General features: G+C 58.7%; 33 protein-coding genes. 9 read left to right on the forward strand and 24 right to left on the reverse strand.

Translation table 11 applies throughout. The features are described 5' to 3' along the window. Nucleotide 1 precedes the first annotated feature (1 nt). The 16 genes from C6Y56_RS18780 to C6Y56_RS18855 form a co-directional block, all read right to left on the reverse strand. Nucleotides 2–886, reverse strand: coding sequence for a baseplate assembly protein (locus C6Y56_RS18780; protein WP_169431150.1), 885 nt, complete (start codon nt 884–886; stop codon nt 2–4). After that, on the reverse strand, nt 883–1,209 hold the full coding sequence (locus C6Y56_RS18785; protein ID WP_169431151.1) for a GPW/gp25 family protein: 327 nt from the start codon (nt 1,207–1,209) through the stop codon (nt 883–885). Before C6Y56_RS18785 ends, C6Y56_RS18780 begins: the two co-directional genes overlap by 4 nt. A gap of 5 nt (nt 1,210–1,214) precedes the next feature. Continuing rightward, complete coding sequence (locus tag C6Y56_RS18790; protein ID WP_169428215.1) at nt 1,215–1,448, reverse strand: hypothetical protein; 234 nt, start codon at nt 1,446–1,448, stop codon at nt 1,215–1,217. A 55-nt stretch (nt 1,449–1,503) separates the two neighbouring features. Beyond that, nucleotides 1,504–2,073, reverse strand: a complete 570-nt coding sequence (locus C6Y56_RS18795; protein ID WP_249314320.1) for a phage baseplate assembly protein V — start codon at nt 2,071–2,073, stop codon at nt 1,504–1,506. Then, a complete protein-coding gene (locus C6Y56_RS18800) occupies nt 2,070–2,609 on the reverse strand; it encodes a hypothetical protein (RefSeq protein WP_169431152.1) in 540 nt (179 codons plus the stop codon). The genes C6Y56_RS18795 and C6Y56_RS18800 overlap by 4 nt, the downstream gene beginning before the upstream one ends. Before the next feature lies 1 nt (nt 2,610). Then, nucleotides 2,611–3,267, reverse strand: coding sequence for a hypothetical protein (locus tag C6Y56_RS18805; RefSeq protein ID WP_169431153.1), 657 nt, complete (start codon nt 3,265–3,267; stop codon nt 2,611–2,613). After that, on the reverse strand, nt 3,264–3,578 hold the full coding sequence (locus tag C6Y56_RS18810; RefSeq protein ID WP_169432673.1) for a head-tail joining protein: 315 nt from the start codon (nt 3,576–3,578) through the stop codon (nt 3,264–3,266). The genes C6Y56_RS18805 and C6Y56_RS18810 overlap by 4 nt, the downstream gene beginning before the upstream one ends. 2 nt (nt 3,579–3,580) lie before the next feature. Continuing rightward, nucleotides 3,581–3,784, reverse strand: a complete 204-nt coding sequence (locus C6Y56_RS18815; protein ID WP_169431154.1) for a hypothetical protein — start codon at nt 3,782–3,784, stop codon at nt 3,581–3,583. 1 nt (nt 3,785) lies between these two features. Continuing rightward, nucleotides 3,786–4,820, reverse strand: coding sequence for a major capsid protein (locus C6Y56_RS18820; protein ID WP_169431155.1), 1,035 nt, complete (start codon nt 4,818–4,820; stop codon nt 3,786–3,788). A gap of 12 nt (nt 4,821–4,832) precedes the next feature. Continuing rightward, entirely contained in the window at nt 4,833–5,183 is a 351-nt protein-coding gene (locus C6Y56_RS18825) for a head decoration protein (protein WP_169431156.1), read from the reverse strand. Between the two features lie 12 nt (nt 5,184–5,195). Further along, nucleotides 5,196–6,428 (reverse strand): S49 family peptidase, encoded by a 1,233-nt coding sequence (locus C6Y56_RS18830; RefSeq protein ID WP_169431157.1) that lies wholly within the window; start codon nt 6,426–6,428, stop codon nt 5,196–5,198. 3 nt (nt 6,429–6,431) lie between these two features. Further along, nucleotides 6,432–8,039: a phage portal protein gene (locus C6Y56_RS18835; RefSeq protein ID WP_169431158.1), complete on the reverse strand. Its 1,608-nt coding sequence runs from the start codon at nt 8,037–8,039 to the stop codon at nt 6,432–6,434. A gap of 2 nt (nt 8,040–8,041) precedes the next feature. Next, nucleotides 8,042–8,257: a hypothetical protein gene (locus C6Y56_RS18840; protein WP_169431159.1), complete on the reverse strand. Its 216-nt coding sequence runs from the start codon at nt 8,255–8,257 to the stop codon at nt 8,042–8,044. Between the two features lie 10 nt (nt 8,258–8,267). Further along, nucleotides 8,268–10,157: a phage terminase large subunit family protein gene (locus C6Y56_RS18845; protein ID WP_169431160.1), complete on the reverse strand. Its 1,890-nt coding sequence runs from the start codon at nt 10,155–10,157 to the stop codon at nt 8,268–8,270. Between the two features lie 43 nt (nt 10,158–10,200). Continuing rightward, on the reverse strand, nt 10,201–10,725 hold the full coding sequence (locus C6Y56_RS18850; protein WP_169431161.1) for a terminase small subunit: 525 nt from the start codon (nt 10,723–10,725) through the stop codon (nt 10,201–10,203). Between the two features lie 132 nt (nt 10,726–10,857). Then, nucleotides 10,858–11,196 (reverse strand): phage holin family protein, encoded by a 339-nt coding sequence (locus tag C6Y56_RS18855; RefSeq protein ID WP_085701142.1) that lies wholly within the window; start codon nt 11,194–11,196, stop codon nt 10,858–10,860. 12 nt (nt 11,197–11,208) lie between these two features. Between C6Y56_RS18855 and C6Y56_RS18860 the strand changes: the two genes are divergently transcribed. Beyond that, on the forward strand, nt 11,209–11,622 hold the full coding sequence (locus tag C6Y56_RS18860; protein ID WP_169431162.1) for a hypothetical protein: 414 nt from the start codon (nt 11,209–11,211) through the stop codon (nt 11,620–11,622). Nucleotides 11,623–12,083: 461 nt separating this feature from the next. Here the strand turns inward: C6Y56_RS18860 and C6Y56_RS18865 are convergent, their stop codons facing one another. The 5 genes from C6Y56_RS18865 to C6Y56_RS18885 all read right to left on the reverse strand — a co-directional run bounded on the left by C6Y56_RS18865 (nt 12,084) and on the right by C6Y56_RS18885 (nt 15,972). Beyond that, on the reverse strand, nt 12,084–12,443 hold the full coding sequence (locus C6Y56_RS18865; protein WP_103368800.1) for a hypothetical protein: 360 nt from the start codon (nt 12,441–12,443) through the stop codon (nt 12,084–12,086). Further along, nucleotides 12,436–14,652: a VapE domain-containing protein gene (locus C6Y56_RS18870; protein ID WP_169431163.1), complete on the reverse strand. Its 2,217-nt coding sequence runs from the start codon at nt 14,650–14,652 to the stop codon at nt 12,436–12,438. Before C6Y56_RS18870 ends, C6Y56_RS18865 begins: the two co-directional genes overlap by 8 nt. Then, nucleotides 14,642–14,869 (reverse strand): TraR/DksA family transcriptional regulator, encoded by a 228-nt coding sequence (locus C6Y56_RS18875; RefSeq protein WP_169431164.1) that lies wholly within the window; start codon nt 14,867–14,869, stop codon nt 14,642–14,644. The genes C6Y56_RS18870 and C6Y56_RS18875 overlap by 11 nt, the downstream gene beginning before the upstream one ends. Then, nucleotides 14,862–15,380 (reverse strand): phage regulatory CII family protein, encoded by a 519-nt coding sequence (locus C6Y56_RS18880; protein ID WP_169431165.1) that lies wholly within the window; start codon nt 15,378–15,380, stop codon nt 14,862–14,864. The genes C6Y56_RS18875 and C6Y56_RS18880 overlap by 8 nt, the downstream gene beginning before the upstream one ends. 331 nt (nt 15,381–15,711) lie before the next feature. Further along, nucleotides 15,712–15,972, reverse strand: a complete 261-nt coding sequence (locus tag C6Y56_RS18885; RefSeq protein WP_169431166.1) for a hypothetical protein — start codon at nt 15,970–15,972, stop codon at nt 15,712–15,714. 79 nt (nt 15,973–16,051) lie between these two features. Here C6Y56_RS18885 and C6Y56_RS18890 point away from each other — a divergent pair, with 79 nt between their 5' ends. Further along, nucleotides 16,052–16,783 carry a LexA family protein gene (locus C6Y56_RS18890; RefSeq protein WP_169431167.1) on the forward strand — a complete coding sequence of 244 codons (732 nt, stop codon included), beginning with the start codon at nt 16,052–16,054 and terminating at the stop codon, nt 16,781–16,783. On the opposite strand, the gene C6Y56_RS29610 is transcribed toward C6Y56_RS18890, so the two are convergent. Both C6Y56_RS29610 and C6Y56_RS18900 read right to left on the reverse strand, forming a co-directional pair. Next, nucleotides 16,770–17,462: an HIT domain-containing protein gene (locus C6Y56_RS29610; protein ID WP_432760311.1), complete on the reverse strand. Its 693-nt coding sequence runs from the start codon at nt 17,460–17,462 to the stop codon at nt 16,770–16,772. The genes C6Y56_RS18890 and C6Y56_RS29610 overlap by 14 nt on opposite strands. Beyond that, nucleotides 17,428–17,988 (reverse strand): hypothetical protein, encoded by a 561-nt coding sequence (locus C6Y56_RS18900; protein ID WP_169431169.1) that lies wholly within the window; start codon nt 17,986–17,988, stop codon nt 17,428–17,430. Before C6Y56_RS18900 ends, C6Y56_RS29610 begins: the two co-directional genes overlap by 35 nt. 400 nt (nt 17,989–18,388) lie before the next feature. On the opposite strand from C6Y56_RS18900, the gene C6Y56_RS18905 reads away from it, so the two are divergent. The 7 genes from C6Y56_RS18905 to C6Y56_RS18935 are packed head-to-tail and all read left to right on the forward strand — an operon-like array spanning nt 18,389 to nt 21,099. After that, the gene (locus tag C6Y56_RS18905) at nt 18,389–18,979 is read left to right on the forward strand and encodes a hypothetical protein (RefSeq protein WP_103368808.1); all 591 of its coding nucleotides are present in this window, start codon (nt 18,389–18,391) and stop codon (nt 18,977–18,979) included. A 10-nt stretch (nt 18,980–18,989) separates the two neighbouring features. Then, the gene (locus C6Y56_RS18910; protein WP_169431170.1) at nt 18,990–19,274 is read left to right on the forward strand and encodes a phage antirepressor KilAC domain-containing protein; all 285 of its coding nucleotides are present in this window, start codon (nt 18,990–18,992) and stop codon (nt 19,272–19,274) included. Nucleotides 19,275–19,299: 25 nt separating this feature from the next. Then, entirely contained in the window at nt 19,300–19,440 is a 141-nt protein-coding gene (locus C6Y56_RS18915) for a hypothetical protein (protein ID WP_169431171.1), read from the forward strand. After that, a complete protein-coding gene (locus C6Y56_RS18920) occupies nt 19,433–19,750 on the forward strand; it encodes a pyocin activator PrtN family protein (RefSeq protein WP_169431172.1) in 318 nt (105 codons plus the stop codon). Before C6Y56_RS18915 ends, C6Y56_RS18920 begins: the two co-directional genes overlap by 8 nt. A 58-nt stretch (nt 19,751–19,808) precedes the next feature. After that, on the forward strand, nt 19,809–20,240 hold the full coding sequence (locus C6Y56_RS18925) for a hypothetical protein (protein ID WP_169431173.1): 432 nt from the start codon (nt 19,809–19,811) through the stop codon (nt 20,238–20,240). Beyond that, on the forward strand, nt 20,237–20,833 hold the full coding sequence (locus C6Y56_RS29265; RefSeq protein ID WP_249314322.1) for a hypothetical protein: 597 nt from the start codon (nt 20,237–20,239) through the stop codon (nt 20,831–20,833). The genes C6Y56_RS18925 and C6Y56_RS29265 overlap by 4 nt, the downstream gene beginning before the upstream one ends. Beyond that, the gene (locus C6Y56_RS18935; RefSeq protein WP_169431174.1) at nt 20,830–21,099 is read left to right on the forward strand and encodes a pyocin activator PrtN family protein; all 270 of its coding nucleotides are present in this window, start codon (nt 20,830–20,832) and stop codon (nt 21,097–21,099) included. The genes C6Y56_RS29265 and C6Y56_RS18935 overlap by 4 nt, the downstream gene beginning before the upstream one ends. Before the next feature lie 34 nt (nt 21,100–21,133). On the opposite strand, the gene C6Y56_RS18940 is transcribed toward C6Y56_RS18935, so the two are convergent. Next, the gene (locus C6Y56_RS18940; RefSeq protein ID WP_169431175.1) at nt 21,134–21,547 is read right to left on the reverse strand and encodes a hypothetical protein; all 414 of its coding nucleotides are present in this window, start codon (nt 21,545–21,547) and stop codon (nt 21,134–21,136) included. Nucleotides 21,548–21,552 lie beyond the last annotated feature (5 nt).

Genomic DNA, 21,552 nt, shown 5'->3' on the forward strand with positions numbered 1-21,552 from the left:
GTCAGCCTCCTAACACAACGGTGTAACCCGTGCAGTAAGCGGCCTGCCCCTTGGTGGGTTTCAGATCCTGCCAATCCTTCAGTTCCACCCGCGCAACACCGGCAACGTGTAATTGCGCATCGACCCCAGACCGGGCCACCTCGACGCCCAGTCGGCGCCTTGGATTAATCCAGGCTTCCAATCGACGGATCGCCTCGGTAAGCGCCGCGTCGTTCTCGGGGCCGGCGCCCTTCATGTGCAGCACGGCGTCGACCCGGTAACGAAGGATCTCCGCACCGCGCACAGTGACGCGGTCGCCAACCGGGCGCACGTCGTCATCGTTCACCGCCTCCGCGACCAAGGCCAGCAGTTCCGGCTCGGCCGTACCGTCCCCCTCAAGTCCCAGCACCGTGACATCCACGCAGGCCGGCGCTGGGCTTTCCGCCGTGGCATCGGCGACCAGCGCCGAAGCGTTCCGTGCATGGAGAATGTAGCTATTGCGGGGGCCGGCCGTTGTCAGCCCCTCATAGGCCAGTTGCACGCGCTCACGTAACGCATCATGAGACTCCATGACCGCTGCAATCGGCGGCACAGCCAGAGGATCCGCCGCCTGGATCACCAGGCGCTTGAGGTTGACGTTGGCGGCCAGGTGATCCAGATCGGCGCCGGTGGCGTAGGCCAGTAACTGAGCCTTGGCCGCGTCGTTCACACGTGCCCGATTACCGAGCTTGATATAGCTGCCGAGCTCCAGCAGCTTGGTCACCGGATCGCTTTCCAGCGAGGCGGTCCAGTTCTGCCCCATATGCCCTCGGAACACGCCCAGCGCTTCGCTGTACGTGTCTTCAAAGTCCAGCGGTTCCAGCACGTCCGGTGCCGGTAGCTCCGACAGATCCACCAGGGTACTCATACCCACACCTCCAACGTGCCGCGCTCACCGAGGTATTCGCCGCTGATCTTGAAATTGATTTTCCCGCCGAGGACGGAGACAACCACCACGCGCTCAAGCTTGAGCCGTGGCTCCCATTGGTTGAGCGCCCGCACGGCCTCAGCCTGCGCCGCGCTTTTCCAGCCTTCGTTGATGGGCAGGTCGACCATGCGCCGTAGCTTGCTGCCGTACTCCGGCCGTTCACGACGGCTCAGCAAAGGTGTGCCGAGGATGTCCGCAACCGACTGACGTAGATGCTCGATACCGGAGATGGGCTGCCCGGTGTGGCGATCCATTCCGATCATCGGGTCTACTCCTTGAGCTGCTCGTATTCAGGGTGAGCCTTGAGGTATTTCAGCGCGATGTCATCGCCCGCCTCGACCGAGACCAGGCTCTTGGCCACAGGAAGGGTGCGACCGTCCGGAAGGATCACCGTACGTGAGGTGTAGAGGGTGTCGCGAAATTTCACTGCGGATGTGATCGGAACCGGTGGGGTTACGGCGACAGGATCCTGCCCCGATGTATCGTCTTGAGGTTTGGCCATGATTGCTCCGGGCATGAAAAAGCCCGCACAAGGCGGGCCGAGTTGGATAGTTTCACTAATGTTTGTGGTGGTTGCTGTTGCCGGTAGTGTCCAGGATTGCACCATCGCTGGTGATGTCTCCGGTGACGTGCAGCGGTCCCTTGATGTTCACCTTGGCTTCGAGATCGATCGTTCCCGACCTCACAGTGACAGCGCTGTCGGTCACCTCGGCTTGAGTTGACCCGACCTTGATGATGACGGTGCCGGTTGGCAGGCTGATGGTGTAGCTCTTGGCTTCCCAGTCGTAGATCAGGGACCCGCCGTCCTCAAAGCGCCAGACTTCGACGTGGCCACGGTTGTCAGGCGGTGGCCCGCCGTTACCGTATAAGCCGGGAATGAACGTGCCTTGTGCCACTTCGCCACTGGCACTGATCAAGGTGCCCTGCTCATTCAGGCTTGGCGCTCGCCAGTGTCGTGCCTTGCCGGCGGCAACGCTGTGCCAGCGCACCCAACCGCTGACCCATTCACCGTCCGAAACGCGGCACACCGGTGGTGACGCCGTAAGATCCACCGCCACCACGTAGCAGTCCTTAACCAGGCCGGCGAGCATGCGGTCATGCTGGGCGCTCACGTAGCCGCCGCTCATGGTAGATTCTCCGGCGCAAAGTACTTGTCCTTGTTGGCCAGGCCGGTGTCCGGCTCCATGCCGAACAGCAACGTACCCGGTGGCTGATCGGGCCACGGCCATTGCGTTTCGCCGAGGTAGATCTGCTGCGTCCATTCCACAACCCAGACGGTGTAGCCGTCCAATTCCGGCTTGGTCCAGTCCTGCATGGCCTGAACAAACTCCGCCGGTTCAACTTCCACACCCCACGACTGCATTCGCAGCAGCACGGCCAACTGACCGGCTATGAACACCGCTTGCTGATGGTGATCGGGCTGGATCGGGTCGGTAATAACACGCGCCTCGAACTTGCAGGACAGACCCGTTTCGCCGGTTCCCGGATCCAGTCCCGGCTCCATCTCTCCTAATTCGACCAGAACTGCCGGCAATGCGATGCGATCATCAATGTTCGGCCAGACTGCAACTGTCTGAATACCTGGCAGGTGATCCTGAATATGCCGTTCAATGGCTTGATATAACTGCTCCAGGCTGAAAGGCTCGTCGACTTGATCCGTCATGTCATGTCCCCTTCAGATGCTTCTGCAGTTCAAAATTGAGTTCCTGCTGCAGGACGTGCAGCAACTGTTCGTCGGCCTTGCGGATCCAGCTTTCGAAGTGTGGCCGCGCCTGCTCAAGCGATACCTTGGCTTTCGCCAGTGGAAAGCGGCTGCCGTGTTCGGCGATCCAGCCCGAACTGGCTCCGCCTGCCCCGCTGACATCGCTGTCGGGGTAGTCACTGGCGTCGAAATGCTTGCTGGCTGTACGGATCCAGACGTCCGCGCTGTTGCCGTAGACCTTCTTGAAGAACGCGCCCTGAAAGCGTCGACCGGCCACCGATACACCGGACCGACTCTGCCGAGGACGACCGATGCGGCTGGCTTCCATGGCGTTGAGGCCGAACCAGAGTTTGCCGCTGTTGGCTCCCCCGTTGACCGGGTACGCCCGCAAACGCTGACGCACGGCCGCCACGGCGATACGCTCCTGACGGCCGACAGCGCGGGCGATGTGTGTGGCGAGCCAACGCAGGGTTTTGTTGATTGCTCGCCGCTGGGCAGCGGCGGCGGCCTTGGGTACCAGGGCGGCGAAATCCTGAAAAGCTTTCAGGTCTGCCGCCGAGGTCTGCAGCGAGATCATCCCGCCGCCGGCCGAGGGCTTGAAGTAGCTGCCGACGCTCATGGTTTAGCCCTCAATAACAACGCGACCCACCCGGTGCCATCCGGTTCAAGTTTCACCAGGTCGTACTGTCCGCCGCCGTCTTGCACCGGTAGATCAATAAGAACCAGTTGGCCCGGCTCAATTCCTGAAGCATCGCTGACGCGGATCTCGAACTGCGGCTCTCGTAGTGCGGTGTTGATCCGGCCCATGCGCGGTTGTAACCAGGGTGCTGAAAAGAAACCGGCGATCTCGCGACCGCCGACCGTCCCCATGTCGCCCAGCCCATCCAGCACCAGGGCATCCATGTCTTCGCTCAACTCGCGAAAGCCCACAGTCATTCACCGTCGTCGACTGTAGCTGGGTTGTCTCGCAGCAATTGCTGCGCACGCGGGTCCTTGATGGCGGCAATGCGCCCCTCAGCCAACAGCGCATCCGCCACCTCTTTGCTGGGTGGGCTATAGGGCTCGCCTTTGACCACCACGCTGCGGCCGTCCTGCACGCAGCCATCGATCACCAGGTATTCAGCTTTTTTGGCCATGTCACACCACCTTGGCGTAGATGAAAGCGTCCGGCTCCAGCAGGCCGGCCAAGGCGGCACTCTGCAGCTTCAGCCAGCGGGCGCTCGGTTCTTGGGTGAGCCAGCTTTTCGGAAAGCGGGCCGCTTCAACCAGACCGCTTTCGACGGCTTCCAGATCCTGAATCGCGCCGTAGAGCATGGCGTTGCGCGTAGAAGTTGAGCCGAGGATCAAACCGCCGGCCGGGATCATCGGCAGTTCTTCATCTTCGTCGTCATCGGCCAGATACCACTCGTCATAGCCGTACAGGTCGACGCCTGGATCATTCAGGTAACCCAAGTAGGTCACGCCGTCGGGCAACTCCTCTGGCTTGATCATGCCCATGTCGACGCGGCGGGTATTGAGTTGCTTCATCACCGTCGCATTGGATTGGAAGGCGTCCAGAGCTTCGCCGCTCATGGCCACAGTATTGGCCGTGCGGCCGGAGTCCTTGGCGATCTTGCGTTTCCAACTGCGCAGGTTGCCGATGGGGTCGCTGTCGGCCGTGCCCCATTGCCCGCTGCCGAGGCTGATCCGGTGGTCGCTTGCCATCAGAAAGTCGATGGTGTCGTCCACGCCCTCGCCGATCACGCGAACCTTGCCGGTGGTCAGCGCCTGGGCGCACATCCACTCTTCGCGACGGACGATCTCGTCGTCCAGGTCACGCAGATCCTTGCCCAGCAACTGGCCGGCACGCTCCAGCGGGGTGCGCGTAGAGTAAGGGTTGTCGCCGGCCGCACGCTTAAGCACAAGCTCGGCAGTGGTCTCGCGCTTGGGCTGAATGTACGGCGGCGCGTAGGTGCTGGTGGTGTACCCCTCGCGCAACGACAGACTGCCCGGCAGACGCGGATTGACGAACGGCGCCATCTTGCGTTTGCCCTTGATGATGTCGATGTCAACGGTCTTGGTCGGGAACGTCACCGGACTGCCGCCATTGAAAAAAGTGTTCAGAAGAAAGCGGCGTGCGGTCGGCATCTGCTCGACCGCTTCCAGCATGGTGCGGGTATCAAAAATATCCATCGGAAACTCCGGTTAACGAACGAACAGGCACAAGGCTCGTAGCGCGGCTTTCGCCTTCGCTGCGGTGAGCCCTTCGCCGAGAGTGAGTTGGGTGGCCAGCACTTCACCGGTCAGTCGGATCGGCGCCGCTTGTGCACCTTTACTGGCATCCGTGGCTTGATCGAGGATCGCTGAAGGCACCTCTGAGCCGTCGGTGGCGGCGGTCTTGCACAAAACGTATTCGCCGCTCGCATGGATCTGGCCTAGAACAGCACCTCGCGGAAGGTTCTGGCCGGCGGCGATCACAGCAATATCAATCATCACCGGGAAGGCGCCCGCTGAAAGCTGCTCGGGCACATAAGTTTGGCGCTCTGGATTGCTCATATTTTTCTCCTGTCAGCGGCGCGAGGCGCCCACGACGATGGCGTTGACCACGGTCTTGCGTTCGCCTTGGTCATCGTTATCGGTTGGAGTCGAGGTCGAGGCGCCGGTGGCATCGGACTTGATCGCGTTCAGTGAAATGCCGCGATCCTGCGCCGCCTTGAACAGTTGCAGGGCGGTGGCCTCGACCGAGGTGCCGGCATCGATGGCGGCAGCGATCTCAGTCTCGAATCCCTTGCTGGCCATGGCGTTGATGCCGGTGATGCGCTGCCGTTCAGCGGTTGCGCCCTCCTGGCGGCTCTGGGTGCGGATGCTCTCCAGATCCGGCTGACTCGCCTGTGCGATCTGTATGGTTTGCGGATCCGTGCCGGCGGCTAGCGCCTCACGCAACTCCGCCGTGCTGCTGACAGTGGTCATGTTGAATTTCCTCGGTTGGGTTACGGCCGTTTTGGCCAGTTCAGTAATCAATGCTTCAAGCGAGCCCAGACGATGGGCCAAGCCGGACTCGACAGCGGCAGCGCCGACACGCAGTCCGCCGAAGTCGCCCATCTCCGGAACGCGCTCCGGATCCACACCAAGGTTGCGGGCCACCTTGGCTACGAACACGTCGCCCATGGCGTCAACGGTTTCGCCAACTTTGGCCCGGCCCTCTTCGGTGGACAGATCCACCCGCTTGTTGGGTGCGTTGCGGCTGACGATCTGGTAACGCTTGCGCCCAGTGGCGGCCTCGCCTTCCACCACCGCCTCGACCACGACGCCAATGCTGCCGGCGAGCGCGGTCTCGTCGATGACGATCTCGCCAGCCGCCGAGGCGATCCAGTAGGCCGCGCTGGCACCGGTGCCGCCGATGTAAGCAACAATGCGTTTACGATCTCGGGCTGCATGGATGTGGTCGGCCAGCTCGTTGATGCCGGCGGCCACACCGCCTGGGCTGTCGATGTTCAGGATGATTGCGCTGACCTTGGGGTCGTCCAGCGCTTTTTGCAGGTCGGTCGCCAGCACCTGGGTACTGGTCGCTCCACTGATCTCAGTGAAGAGATTGGCGTAGCGGAACACGGGGCCGACCACCGGGATGATCGCCACCCCGTTGCGCACGCTGACGGTACGGCTGTTGTCCAGCCGCATGCCGGAGCGTGTCTCCAGCGCCGCCGGGTCGCCCATTCGGTCTGCGATGGTCAGCAGGTTTTCCAGGGCGCCGGGCAGCATCAGCCAAGGCTGCGAGGCAGCCAGCTCAAATGCGCGGGGCATGGGTTACTCCTCGTTGGGGTTGTTGGGTGGGGTCTCCTGCTCGCGCCCTTTGGGCAAGACGTGCAAACCGTCCTTGCGGCGCTGCTCGACTTCGCGCACGCGCTGCCGGTACACCTGCTGCCACGGCTCGCCGGTCATCGCTGCGGTTTCGAGCGTCTCGTTGCTGACGCCGATTTCGATGCGTTTGCCGGCGGCGTTGGCCTCCTTCAATTCATCGATGGCGCCTCGGGCCGGACCGATCCAGATCGCCTGGCAGTAAGCCTTGCGCTTGGCCGGATCCGCATAGCCGGGCAACCTGATCAGACCTCGGGCTACGGCTTCGTCGATCAGCAGTTCGCGACTGGGCTGGCAGAAATCGCAGATCAGCCACCAGCGGCGCAGGCTGTAGAAGCGCCAAGCCTGCAACATCGCTGCGCGGGCCGCGCTGTAACTGCTGCTGTAGTGCAGCAGCAGTTCCTCCATCGGCTGCTCCAGGGCCGCGCCGATCTCCTTGACCACGGCAGTAAAGAATGGATCGAACTGCGCATTGGGCCGAGCCGGGTTGGCAATGACCGGTTCTTCGCCCTGCCCCAAGTCGACAATTGCGCCCTCGCCCAGCGCCAGTTCGCCATCCCCGGTGGTGTCCCCACCAGGGCCATCGCCTTCGTTGGCCAGCGCTGTCAGCGGTAGATTCCCAACCTGAAAGTCGTTGGTCTTCTTGATGAACACAGTGAACATGGCCGAGATCACCGCCGCCATCAGTTCGGCGCTGCTGTACCGCTCCAATTTCTGCAGTGGTTCCAGCACTGGGGCCAGGTACGGCGCGCCTCGCCTCTGACCTGGACGCTCCTTGTCTGCCATCACATGCATGACTCGGCGTCTGCCGGTGGCTTCACCGAAGGCTGGCAATCGCTCCCATTTGAGGGCTTGGCCGGCGGTGAACTCGTTCGGGTAACCGGTGCAGACGTGATAAGCCAACGGTGCGCCGAGTCTGTCGAATTCGACGCCGTCCACCAGGTTCGTGCTATCCAGTTGTCCAGCCGGATTGCACACCCGATCGGACTCGATCAACTGCAGCCGTGTACTGAAGACGCAACCCGGACGTTCGTCGTCAGGGCTGGCAATCAATACATCACCACCGACCATCGACGAGACCATCACGAGCGCCTGTAGCTGGTAATGATTGAGCGTCGCCTCCGCGTCGCACTCGCGTGGATCATCGGCATACAGTGACCAGAGGCGGTCGAGCTGAGCATTGAGGTCTTCGGCCTGCTCTTCACTCAACCCGAGCGCCGCGTGATCAATCTGCGAGCGGCAGACCAGGCCGGTTCCGACCACATTGGTGCGCAGACGGGTGATTGCCGCTCTTGCGATCAGATGATTGCGCATGGCATCCCGCGAACGGGCCACCAGCATGCGCCGCTCGTTTTGGTCGAGGTCGCGTCGAGGACTGCCGAGACCGGGTATCCAGCTGGCCATACTGCGCAGCACGCGTGAGGCACCACGCCAGCGAGTCTCAACCCCACCTCCACCACCTTGGGCGACGATGGGCTTGGCTCCCGTTGCCGACTTGGCCAGTCTGATGGCCTCGCGCATCAGCAACTCGGCCGGATCCTTTCGAAAGAAGCCCATAATCAGATCGCCAGGTAGGAGACGCGGTTGCGGCCACGTCCCTGTTGTTGGGCCTGTTCTAACGCGACCTCCTTGGCATATTGCTGCTCAAGAAGGCGCAGGCTGTTCAGTTCGGCGCGATACAGTTCACGGTCCGCACGGCGCAGGCGCTGGCCTTTTTTCAGGACGTCAGAGATCGCCGCCCGGACTTCCGCGAGGCGCTGTTGTGCGTCTGTCATGATGTTTTCCTTAGTAGCCCGCTCGACTGCGGGTGCCCCGCCCGCGAGCGACTGCTCGGCGCGGTACCGGTGCGACCGGTTGTTCAGTGGTGAACAGGGTTGGCTGTAGCAGTTGCTGCTCCAATTGGTCCCATTCGTGATCACGCAGCAGGTGAGTTTTCAAACTGCGAGCGGCGTGCAGTGAATACACTTCGCAGTCGAGCGCTTCGTTGCGGCGACCCGCTTTTTTCTGCCACACCATCTTGCTGGGGTTGCGTGCGTGTGGGGCCAGCACTTCGTTGGTGAGTTGCTCGTAGTAGTCCGAGCGAATCTCGCTGTACCAGTGCATACGACCTGGACCACTGCCCTTAAGTCGGAGTCGGCCGTCGATCAACGTTTTGGCTTTGTGCGTGCCGACGATGTGTACCCGCAGGCCGTATTTCGCAGCCTTGGTGTTGTCTTGCGAGGTGTCCACTGACTGTGGTGGTTTGGTGAAAATTTCCTTGTCACGGCTATCGACGGAAGCCCCTTTGATCGCCATGACGTTGTAGCGCTGGCGATCCCGAACGTAGGCATAAACCGCATCGCTGGTGTTGCCGTCGGAGCTGTCGATACTTACCGCCGACACCGCCAGTTGGGCGCCGCCCTCGGTGGGAATCGGCCGGGAGATCACCCGGTCCAGTTCCTGCCATACAGCATCATGCGGGTCGATGGGGTTGCCATGAAGTTCGCCCCAATACAGCCGCCATGACTCCTCACCACGCCCCCAACCGGTGATAACCAGAGCTAGGCGATCACCCTGCACATCGACACCCACGGTGACCAACAACACACCTTTCGGTGCTGTCAGCTCCGCGTACGGCTCGGCGCGCTTCTCCAGTTCGTCGGTCTTCGGCGCGTCATTCTGGTACTCGTAGCTTTCACCTTTGGAGCTGTTGACGAAGGCGATCATCGGTCCGATGTTGCCCTGCGAAGCCGCGTGTTCGGCTTGAAGTTTCTTCTCCATCAGCACCTGAAAGCGCGATCCCCAGAACGTCGCGTACAGCTCGTTCAGGATGTAACCCGCAATCCCGCGAAATTCTGCCGTTGCCGACCAGCGCCCGTGTTTGAGGTTGGCGTTTTTCTGGTTGTCGTCCCAGATCCCACCGCAGTGCGGGCAGGAATAAAACGCTTTCTCCGGACGCTTCTTACCGTACACCTCGTGCAGGTAATCCGGATCCTCATCGCAATGCAGGTTGTCAAAGCTCAGCGCGTGTTCCTGGCCACATTCATGGCAGGGCACCAAACCGACACGCTTATCCGACAGTTCCAGCTCTGCATCAATCGCCGACAGGCCTTTGATGGTCGGTGTCCCACCGATGATGATCTTCGAGCGACGGAAGGTTTTCAGTCGCTCTTTGGCCAGCTTGATGCTGTCGCCCTGTCCGCGCAGGTTGAGGTTGCAGTCATCAGGCTCCTCAATGGCCACTCGTGGCACCGGCGTGGATTTCACGCTGGCCGGACTATTGGAGCCGACCATCTTCAGAAAGCCGCCAGGGAAGCGTTTGAAGTCCTGACGCTGCTGCAGCTTGCGACTTCGCAAGTCGACTTTCTTGCGCAGGCGTGGCGTGGCTTCGATCATCGGTTCGAGCTTTTCGCCGACGTACTGCTTGGCCGCTTCCGCCTTGGGGAACAGCACCAGGATGGGCGATGGGTCGATGTCGATCCACTTGCCCAAGGCGTTGCCCAGTACGCCAGAGGTCCAGGCCACCTGTGCCGACTTGCGGCCGACAATCTCGCTGACGGCTGGATCGTCCAACGCTTCCAACGGTCCACCGGGCCAGGTCAGGTGCGGCGTCACGTCGAAGCGATATTTGCCGGGGCGTGCCGCTTCCTCGGGAGCGAGCCAACGGTACTTGTCCGCCCACTCGATGATGCTCATGCGAGGCGGTGGCGCCCACTTGCGGCAGGCGCCGCGCAGCGCCTTAGTCGCTGTTTTCTTCAAAGCCCTCCGGATCGTCCGGTTCGTCAGAATATCCATCTGACGGGGCATCATCCTTGTCATAGTCAGAAAGCCTCCTCAGGATGGCTTCAATGGGATCCCTGATCAGTTGGTCGTCAACCTCCACCCCGTAGCGCGCCGAAAGTTCGGCGGCCAAGGCGTCGGGAAATGTGTTGAGTAGCTCCACCTTTGCGGCGGTGATCATTGCTTCAAAGCGCTCGACCAAATCATCGGCGATGACAACCTCTCCCAGATCCTTGGCCATCGCGAGTTCTTCGCGATCAGCGCGGATCCGGTCGAGGCGGTCGCGGGAAGATTCTTTCTTGCCGTTGAGCGAGGCCTGGTGCATCAGCCACTGAATCACTGCTTCAGTGTCATATTGGTTTTCGTTGCCCCGACCGAGGCCGAACTCGGTCACTGGCATGCCGTCGTTCTGCCAACGGGTCAGGGTGCGTTCATCACGACCGACGATCTCGCTTAAGTCGGCCTTGCTAACTGTCCTGCCCATATCTAACCCTTTGAAAAGACGGACATCACTGCAAAATTCTCAGCTGCAGAGATCCCGCGAGTTCGCTAACCCGTGTAGGGGGCGGCCCTCAGGGAGGACCCGGAAAAATGGCGCCCCCACCGGGCCACCGACCTAACTTCGGTCGGTCGATGCCGACTCCGAAACGCCCAACCGCTTGGCAGCCCACCGTTCATACAAACCGATGGCAACATCGGCACCGGCCATTGCCGTCAGGCAACCCAAGGCGCCCGCCGTCCAGATCGTCATGCCGGCCGCGATCATCAGCATCATCGCCGACACCCCGCAGACTATGCAGGCACCGGATCGAAGCGCGAGGCGGCGCAACAATGCCCAGCCCCGCGCACCATCCTTGTCAGCCCGCCACATCTCTCCCGATACGCCGCCGACCAGGGCCAGGACGATCACTAACCAGATCGGCATCTCTGCCAGCGCTTGTTGCTCGTTTGTCATCGCTTGCTCCCAATGCAAAAACCCGGCGCGATGGCCGGGTTTATTGATATCGTCGTGCTTTCAACTCAAGTAAAAACAGGATGTTACATGGATATTTCGAGCGTAACCGTGGGCCTTATCACTACCGTTATCGGAGGGGCTTTTGTCACATGGTTGTATGGTCCAGCAGATGCGAATCTCAGAGCCTTACGCCGCCTGAAAATCATGGGGAGCATTTTGTATAAGGTTCTGGGGCTAGTCGGCGCCGTCGCAATGGTCATCAGTTGTGCGTTCGAGTTCTACAGTTTTGCTTACTCGGAAGCGCCTATCCAAAGGCTAGAAATTGTTGGCCTGTTTTTCTACATGCTCAATTTCTTTGTGTACCTGCTATCAGGCATGGCGCTATTGATGATCTGGATAAATCCAACGCCTCGAAACCGTCAGTAGCTCTGGTCGCACCTATCGAAGATGACTACTTTTTACAGGTCGATTCCGGTGGCAGCAACCCCGGTTTAATGCCACCCGGCGAATATGTGGGTAACACCGGGTGAACGCCTAGCGAATGTCGGCGAATATCCCACCCCGGCATTCTGCTGTTTCGGCGGCGTCCCATCTGTCCCACCATTCAGAATCGAAGTGGGACGCCTGAGAGCGCCTAAATTCGGGGCTTCGCCCCACTGTCCTACTCATTTCTCTCCTTTCTCGTGTAAAGGAAGAATCTTAAAGAACACGCGTGCGCGTGAAACGCGCGTATTGCTGCCCGCTACGCTTACACGGGCGGGAGGCACTTTTTAGCGGGACGGTGGGACAGCCCAACAACGACAAGGCCCGCACCTGTCCCACTGCATCAAAACGCAGCGGGACAAGACGGGCCAGTGGGACAGCAACAGCCGGACGAATGCCTGGGGTCACGCAGCCGCCCCCATCAGCACCCAGTAGATCTGCAGGTGTGCCTCATGCAAACGCTGGTAGTACGTGTCGCGACCACAACCGCAGTGTGCATACCGCAAGCGCATATCAACGTCGAGCGTGCAGTAATGCTCCCGTACAACCGTCACCAGCTCGGGCGCCAGATGCTTGGTCACAATCAGCTCGATGTCGAGAGAACTCTCCAGCGGCGCACGGAAGGCCCGCCGCCCACGAATCAGTTGCCCATTGCTCTCCATCATCATGGCAACCATGTTCCCCCCAGCAAGCCCCCCTTTCGAATGTTCGGAATGCAGTTCCTGCGCCCACAATCGAAGCAGCGAATCGATCTCCTTAATCAAAGCAAGGCTCCTCAATCGGTTCCCGCTTCAACGCCGAAGCACCGCCCCACCCTGCAGGTTTCTTGTAAGCCCAGGGCCGCTGACCACTCTTCACCAGCGGCGGCATCCGAACACGACGCCATCCCAACCGATGCATGATCGCCCCGACCCGCATCTGCTCCGGCTTGCCCCAATGCCCGAAGTCCAACTTCAACGCACTGCTCAGCACTTCACTGCCGGTGGTGGTCTCGCCGATCTGGGATTCTTCCAACCAGGTCAGAATCGGCCCTTCCCACTCGTCCACCACAAAACGCTCGTCCTGCTCTTCGCCGAACATCGCCGCTTCATCCAGCGTCACCCACCAAAGGTCGCCCGCGTCGTAACAGAACACCGCCTCGGCCCATAGCTGATCGCGGATCGAGCGCAACAGCTCCAGATCCACCTTCGTACACGCCACCGGCCAATAACGGCGGTTACCGGTCGCGTCCTTCAGGTACTCGTCCTGGTTCGTCGTCCCCACGAACACGCACTGACGCGGCACGTCCATCGTGCGCCGGCCGTAACTCTCACGGTAGGTATCGGTGGACGCCGAGAAAAACTGCTTGGCCTTGGTGCTCTCGGCCTTGTTGAAACTGTCCAACTCGCCCAGCTCGACGATCCACTTGCCCCGGATCGCCTGAAAGCCGTCCTTGTCGCCGAGGGCGAACGGCGTATCCATGAACCACTCGCCGCCGAGAATGCTCATTGCCGTAGACTTACCGGCGCCCTGCGCACCCTCAAGGATCATCACCGAATCAGCCTTGCAGCCCGGCTTCATCACCCGGGCCACCGCCGACAACATCCAGCGCTTACCCACCTTGGACGAGTAATCGGTGGCCTTCACGCCCATGACATCCGTGAGCCAGCTTTCCAGGCGCGGCACGCGATCCCACTCAAGCTTGCGCAGGTACTGCCGCACCGGATGAAACGCATGGTCATGCGCAACCACACTCACCGCCTCGATCACATGCGACGCCTTGACCCGCAAGTTGTACTGCTGCGCGAGCCACTTCATCACCCGCACATCATCGATGTCCGCCCAATCGCCCGTGCCGCCGCCGTACGGCGCCGCACGCAGCTTCACGATCTTCGAACTGAACGCGCTGTAACTGATCACCCCGGCCCAACGTTCATCGTTGGCCAGGATCAACTCGACATTCTGCATGTGCGCGATCAGCGCGCCGCTTTCGCTCCGAGCCAACATGTCTTTCCAGCCACCAGCGGCCGGCGGCTTGACCACCGCCAGCACCTGACGGCGCACAGCCTCCAAACCTTCGGCAACATGCAGGTCGTTGAAGTCGGTCCACTTGATCTCCCGCTCACCGGAAAAGATCGGCGCAACCACCTGGCCACCGACGATCAGCGCCGCATTGTTGGCCTTCTCTTCACCAGGGTTCCAGGCATCACCGTTAGGCTTCGTGGTCTTCCAGTCATCGTCCCGGCAAATGATCAGCGGGCAGCCGGCGAAGCGCTCACGCATTGCCTTGCACACCACCAGCAAATTGCCGGCGTCAAATGCGATGGCCACGGTCAGCGACGTCGCCATATGCAGGCTTGCGCCCGTGGCATAGCCCTCACACACCAACACCGGCTCACCGGGATCCGGATGCGGACCGATCAGGTGAAAAGCGCCCTCCTTCGACATCCCATAGGGCCAATACGTCTTGTCGCGGCCGGTGTCTTCCTGCTTGGTTGGAAAAACCACCTGCAGGCCGACAATCTCGTCACGCACGTTGCACATCGGCACCAGGAACGCACCGGTGCGCGGCGCATACCGAACACCGATACCGACGATCTGCTTACGATCCAGATAGTCGCTACGGCCCTTCTCCGGCATGCGCTTGAACATGCCCGCCGCTCGCTTGGCTGCACGACGTGCCGCACTGGCCGCAATCTCTGCAGCGCGGCGCTTGGCCTCCTCCTGTCGAGCGCGCATGACCTCACGCTCTTCCGGCGACATCCGCCCGGCCTTGACCTTGATCTTCTGCGACTCACCCGAACGCCAGTCACCAAACGCGCCGAAAATCAGCGTCTCACCCTTCTCGGTGCGATGCTCATGGGCGATGTACCAGCCGTTCTTTTCCTTGCCCTTGTCCTGTGCTGTTTTGCACCGGGTCAGCTTGCCAAAGACCAGCGGCTGCGCAGGCTCAAGACCATAATCCGCGAATTGCCCCAGTACCTCATCCAGCATGGCGACCCCCCTTCAGTTCGTCGACAGAAAGGCATCCCACGCATTGCGTACAGCCGGGCTGCGCCAAACGACGGGCCTCAGGGATCGGGTCATCACACGTTTCGCAGAACAGAAACGAATGCGCCGCCAAAGCGGGCTTGGCGGCGTTGCGAGCAGCGAGCGCTTGATCGAGGCGCTCTTGCACCAGATCATTAGCGAAGTCAGCGATATCAGCCACGATCAACACCCCGCGTCGTCTGATTGACATACGTGGCGCGGTTGAACATCCCCAGCAGCCCCTGAATCCCACGAAACACCTGCAGGCGAATCGCGGCCAGTTCCTCATCAGTAACGACACCGTCGCCAATGCTCTTGGCCCAGGTGTCTGCGAGATCCGCCACCTTGCGGAAGTATTCCGCGATACCGGTGGTCAACGTCTCGGGCATGTCATTGGTGTACGCCTCGGCCAGCTCCTGCCAGGTCGTGTCACCGACCAGCGCATGCACCGCATCCAGAATGCGGCGATCCTTGGTCAGCTCCAGAATCTCGCCGAACTCTTGGATGTTCACCGTGTGGCTTGGGTGGGTTGGGGAAAGCTTGTGCTGCAGCGTGGTCGCATTTCGGCCGGTGGTGGCGGCGATAGCAGCGGCGCCGCCGGGGTAGTCCCGTGCGGCATGGTAAAGCGCAAGATCGAGCGGCAAAACTTCCCGCTGCGCCCGGTCTAGAGAGCTCAGAACAATTCGGCTCATGGCATTAATCCTTGTAAGTTGCCAGTGCCGCGCGACATGCAGTGGTGATACATTTGCCGCGTGGCTTGAAAGGGCCCAAACGCCGGCTAGATCTTCGGGATCGATACCGGCACCGTGCCGGGGCGAACAATCCGTTGTTCACCCTTGGCGCAACAGCTGCCTAATCTGTGGTGGAAGAGGCAGCAACACCAAGGCTTCCGAGCCTTGGAAAAGCGCGATAAAGAGAGGTGGTTGCATGTGGTGTGCCCTCCTACCTTCATCGCGTCCCGGCAGCGCTGTGGTGGTGCGTGCCGGGAGGAACTGGGCGGCCATTAGGTCGCCTTTTTTCTTGCTACGCTGCAGCTTTGTTAGGGGCCGAAGCGTTCAGCAGCCAAGCTGCTTGGAAGGCGTTGCCTTTCTGATTTGCAGCGGTCGCCAGCAGCTCGGCGTATTTGGTTTCACCTGTGTAATCCGTTCGCGGCAGGCATGCGGCCTGACGCCATTTGTTCAACGCCTGATAGCTTCTATTGCATACCTTCGCGGCGGCCCCGATGCCGCCTACGGCTTCAAACGCGAATGCAATCGCGCTCGGAAAATCTGCGGGGTCCAGCATGACAACCTCCATTTATCAACTCGTGGTTGATGTTATAGATCAACTGACTATTGCGCAACCTTTATGAGACTCTCAACTCATGGTTGATAAAAATTCTCTCCGCGCAGCTTTCAGCGAGCGCTTACATGAAGCCCTCGACGATGCAGGTGTACGCAGCAGGGGTCGAGGCGTCGACATCCATCGTCAGCTGAAAAAATTGGGGGTCGATAAAACAACGCAGGCCATAAGCAAGTGGCTGAATGGTGAAGCGATTGCGGAGGCGGACAGTATGGTTGCGCTCTGCTCGTGGCTGAAGGTTAGACGCGAATGGCTTGAATATGGCGTTTTGCCAAAAATACAGAGCGGTGAAAGCAATGTTCATCAGCTCGTCATTGCCAGCGGGAGTAATGTAAGCGAAATCAATCAACGATTTGGCAAAGTACCGCTAATATCATGGGTGCAGGCCGGCGCATGGTGCGAAGCAGTTTCGAATTTTGAAGCTTACGATGCCGACTCTTGGCTGTCTTGTCCTGTCCCAATCAGTAATCAAGGATATGCATTGAAGGTACTCGGCGATTCAATGACGAATCCAGGACCAGGTCGCAGCTATCCGACTGGATGCATAATTTTTGTTGATCCAGAAGCAGAAACCAAGACCGGGGATCGGGTCATTGCAAGGGTACCGCGAACCAATGAGGCAACTTTCAAAATATTAGTGGCTGATGCTGGTCGACAGTTCTTAAGGCCGATCAACCCCCAATATCCGATAATAGAAATCACAGAAGAAACGCACATATGCGGAAAAGTTGTTGGTTCATTTATTCCGGAATAGATTGAGAAGTTTCTATATATTTCTGAAAACCTTTGTAGCATTCAACAACCTTGAGTACGCCCTCGATATTATTATGGCGCCTCCAGTTCCAAAATCGGATATCTCCAGCGCTCATAGAGTACACGTATCGCAAAAACTGAGACGGCAACTGTGGATTATTGCATAGAACAGCTTTACCCTTGCCGCTCTTATACCATACATATCCGAGATCACCATCTGCACCATTGTACCAACTTAGACCACTTTCCTGAAAATCTATCTCTTGAAACAAACGGCGCTCAAATTCCTCATGCTCATACACACAATGAATATGGGCATGAACTATACACCCCCCCGAATGGTTAGACCGAACCCCAGCCCCACTTTCGAAGAAAACCAAACTTTTACCATGCCTCAACTCAACATAGGACGATAAGGCCTGTGCGATCATGCGAACCTGCACTAATTTCGCATCAGGAATTACAGAAAAATTATTTATATGAGCTTTCGGAACTATCATCACGTGCGAATCGTTGAGTGGCCCCAAGCTAGGTAGAACAACGAAATCTGGACTTTCGTGAATTATGTTTTGGCGACTATCGACCAGAGCCTGATACCGAGGATCACAGCCCTCTATAGTTGCAGAATGCAGTTCTTGGCAAACATTACACTTCTTCATCGCTCTCACTACTATTCGCATTTTTTTTCTTTATCTTAGGCAAAAGCTCCTCCGCCCAAGCTGCTAGTCGACTTAAAACCAAATCAGAAAAATATCCAAAAATAAAACAAATTGAAAAAGCAGCACCAGCAGAAGTTGAGTTTTTCAAAACAACAGGAAACATTCCTGAAGAAATAATAATATAGGTCACAAATGCCACTAAGCACGAGAGGAACGGTGTTAGGACCCGCCAATAAAACTTATGACATTGCCATAGATACTTGTATTGATCATCCTTGCCTCTTGCAGTGACCCTATAAAACCACTTCGCATCGTAGACCCAGCCGCCCAAAAAGCCACCAAACAATGCATAGACAAACGTTTTATTGTTGTACTCCATGCTTATACATTTGAACTGGACCAAAAACATAATTGTAGTAGCAGCGGCAAGCAATACCACTAAATACCAAAACTCGAAAATTATTTGACCCTTATGAGTGTCAAAGTATGGAACGCATTCTCTACCACTAATCCCTTTGTCTCTATCATCTGTCACTTCTTTTGACATGGCGGTATCCCTTGCTTCACGTCAGGTATGAGAATTTGATCGCGCATCTTCGAATACTCTTGTGGCAGATATCAATCAGAATTTTCTAAATCTGTAAAGATTTCTAAAGAGAAACGCCCGAATTGCACCGGGCTGCGTTCGCGCAGACAAAATCAACCAAAGGTTGACATTTAACAACCGAGAGTTGATATTCGCCTCACTCTTCCACCACAGAGCGAGGCAAAACCATGCACACCACCGCAACCCTGCACGTCCATCCGGCCGCTGCTGATCCCTTCCGAATCTTCGAACTCCGACGCTTGGCCCGCGAGAGCGGCTGCTCGTTTGTCACCAGCAAACCGAAGCAGCAAGCTCGCACTGCCCCCACCCCATTCGACCCGAACGGCGGAGGGCACGCCGCATGATCAAGTACAAAATCGACAACCGTACCCTGCAGTTGCTCAACGCCCAGGTCAACCTGACCGAGACCTTTAACCACGTTCTCCGGACAGCCCCCAAGCGTGAGTGCCTGGCGTTCCGGCTCAAGGTCGAACGCGGCACAACAGAGAGCACCTTCGTCGTCGAGCTGGGCAGCGAACGCCACACGCTGACTTTGCCGAACGACAAGAAAACGCACCTCAAGCTGGCCGACTTTATCGAAGAGATTGCCAATGGCCCGTTCGACGCAAGCAACACCAGCGACCTGGTGCACCGCCCGCATGCCAGCCGTGAATACGGCCGCTTCGAGGTCTCCGACAAGCAACGCGTGTTCGAGCTGGTACGCACCGGCGGCGTGCTGAGCCTCGACATGGGCTTCGATTACCCCTTGCAAGTCGCGGTGCATCGCACCCAATCGCGCTCAGGTGTCACCACCATCCTGAGCATCGGCAACAAAAGCCCGCACACCCGCTGCTTCACCGCGTACGGCACCGATGTCGAGATCTACGGCAAGGTCACCGAGTCCATCAACCACCTCGCTGCAGCGGCCACCCCAGCCGCGCACGCGGCATAAGGGGGGCGCCATGGAACGCACCCTCGCCCAAGCCGCAATTAAACTCGGCCTTACTCGGCCAAAGCTCATCGCTCGCATGCGGGAAAAAGGCCTGCTCAACGAGAAGAACCTACCGGCCTACCCCAACCGTGACCGCGACTACCTACGAATCAATAACGGTCAGTGGTACCACGACCAGTTCGGCATGCAGTACAGCCAGTCGACCAGGGTGAAACAACCCGGAATCCGCTGGCTGGCCGAACAGCTGGGCATCGACCTGCCTGCCATTCCGGCAGACAACCGTGACGTGGCCTAGGGAATACGCCCGCCAGATCATCGCCATGCGGACACGAGAGGAGCGCAACGCCGCGCTCCTCGAAGTGCCCGAACATCTGCGCGAGCTGACCAGAACCCACTGCCTGAACGCCTGGAACCACCCGGCCCGAAAACAACGCAAGGAGGCCCAACAGAGCCATGAGTAACACAGCCCAAAATCCGCTGCGCCTACACCCGGCACCGGAGTCAGCCACCGTCGAGCTGCTCTTTCGCACCTTCGGCGACGTTCTGATCCCGCTAGACAGAGTTCGCGAACGCTACTTTCGCAACCTCAACGAGCAATCGTTCGCGGCCGAAATCAGCAGTGGCCGCATCCAGCTCCCCATCACGACGCTGGACACGAGCCGCAAGGCACCGAAGTACGCCCACATCCGCCACGTCGCCTCACTGATCGACATCCGCGCCTACAAGGCCGACGAAGACATGCAGCGACAAAAGGACGACACCAACGAGTAACAACCACAAACCAAGCGGCTGCCACCACCGGCCGATGACATCACCAGGAGCACACCACATGACTGCAATTCAAATCTGCGCGCTGATAGCAATCGTCCTCATGACCGCCGGCATTTACTGGCTCGCCTACCGGAACGGATTCAGCAACGGCCTCACCGAGGGTTATGCAGAAGGCTACAGCGAAGGCATAGCCGTTCAGAGCGCTGACAAATCTGAAGAGATCCGCAACCTCACGCTATCGCTCAAGCAGGTTCAAAACAAACACGAGCAACTCTACGACTTCTACAAACGCGCCGTAGAGGCCTCACAGCTTGGAGAACCTGAACGGATCACCCTGCTGGAGATTGCCGAGAAACTGCGGATCGCAGCCGAGACATTCGCCGCCTTCCGCACGGGTAAAAAACTCGAACGCGAAACCCGCCTCCTCCGCGACCAAGCACTCGCCATGGCTGCCCTGCTGGAGCCGGCAGATCAGGAGAGCGCCGCATGAGCCAGGCCTACTCCCAATCCCACACATACCGCAACACGGCTCACGTCTCACCAACGGCTGATGAACCAACGCGCAATCGAACCTCGGAGGAAAGCGGCATGCAAAAGGACCAGCACAACACCCAATCCCCGACCGCTTTGCTCCGCGAGGAAGCCAGCGTCAACACACTAGAAACAAACAGCCTCTGCTGCGCAGCAGCAGGCATTATTGCCCCTTCCAGCAGCACCACCGAGGCGCTCATACCCCACGAAAGGCTGCGCGAGGCAGCCACACCCAATGCAACGCTAACCGCTCAGAATCGCCCGCCCGCGCAGCTTGCTGTGGGGTATACGCACCCTGACAGCAACTCTGAAAGTCCATCACAAGAAGCCGTCGACGAAGCGCAGATCGACGAACGCGTCGAGTTCGAGAAAGAGTTCCCTGTCCCCGAGGGCCTGCAGTACTGCGCCCAGCGGGGCACCTACATCACCGTACCAGGTGCGAAGACATCCGACTCGTTCGCCCGTGAGCATTACGCGTATCGCGCTGGCTTCGCAGCTTGGAATCGCAGAGCGTGGAAGCAGGTCGAATTGATCAAGCAGGTGGTGCTATGAACACCTTGTTCTTACTTATGGCCCAGTACGATGGGCAAGCTGTAATTACGCTTGATCGGGTATGTGCGGACTATATGCACTTAACAGTAGAGAAGTTCAAGCGGAAACAACTAGATGGAGAGATTGACATTCCCGTCGTAAGATTGGGGGCAAACTCACAAAAAGCTTCGCTTGGAATTCACTTAAAAGATTTAGCGGATTACATTGATCGACAACGGGAGAAAGCACTAAAAGAACAGAATCAGTTGATGGGCAGAGCCGCATAAGCTGGTTATAGCGGGGTCTAAGCGACCCCGCAAATCATTTTGAGGCGAGCAGTTCAAGAACCGGCGCTTTCAGCCTCATCAAGAAATGCATCGCCCAAAACATTCCAGCCACAAGACCAACCATCGCAAACAGAATGCCTTTCGCCCCGCCCCAGCCGATACCCGCCCACAGCGCAGACCCCGCGATCAAATAGCCAACGAAAACGATGCACAATATGCGTCGAATCTTTCTCCATAGTGGTGAGTTATCTTCAGTATAGGGGCAAGCTGCCAATTCTGACATCACATGATATGCCAATCCACCGCCAAACAGAATGGTAGAGAAGATCAGATACTGGAACACACTGAACTCATTTTGCGAAATCATCACGAAGTACCAGAGAAACAAACTAACCGCCACACCCCACAACAATAGAACACTTCGCTTCACATCCAATATGTTTTTCATTCAAG

It is taken from the genome of Pseudomonas fluorescens (assembly GCF_012974785.1).
Classification (GTDB): domain Bacteria; phylum Pseudomonadota; class Gammaproteobacteria; order Pseudomonadales; family Pseudomonadaceae; genus Aquipseudomonas; species Aquipseudomonas fluorescens_BT.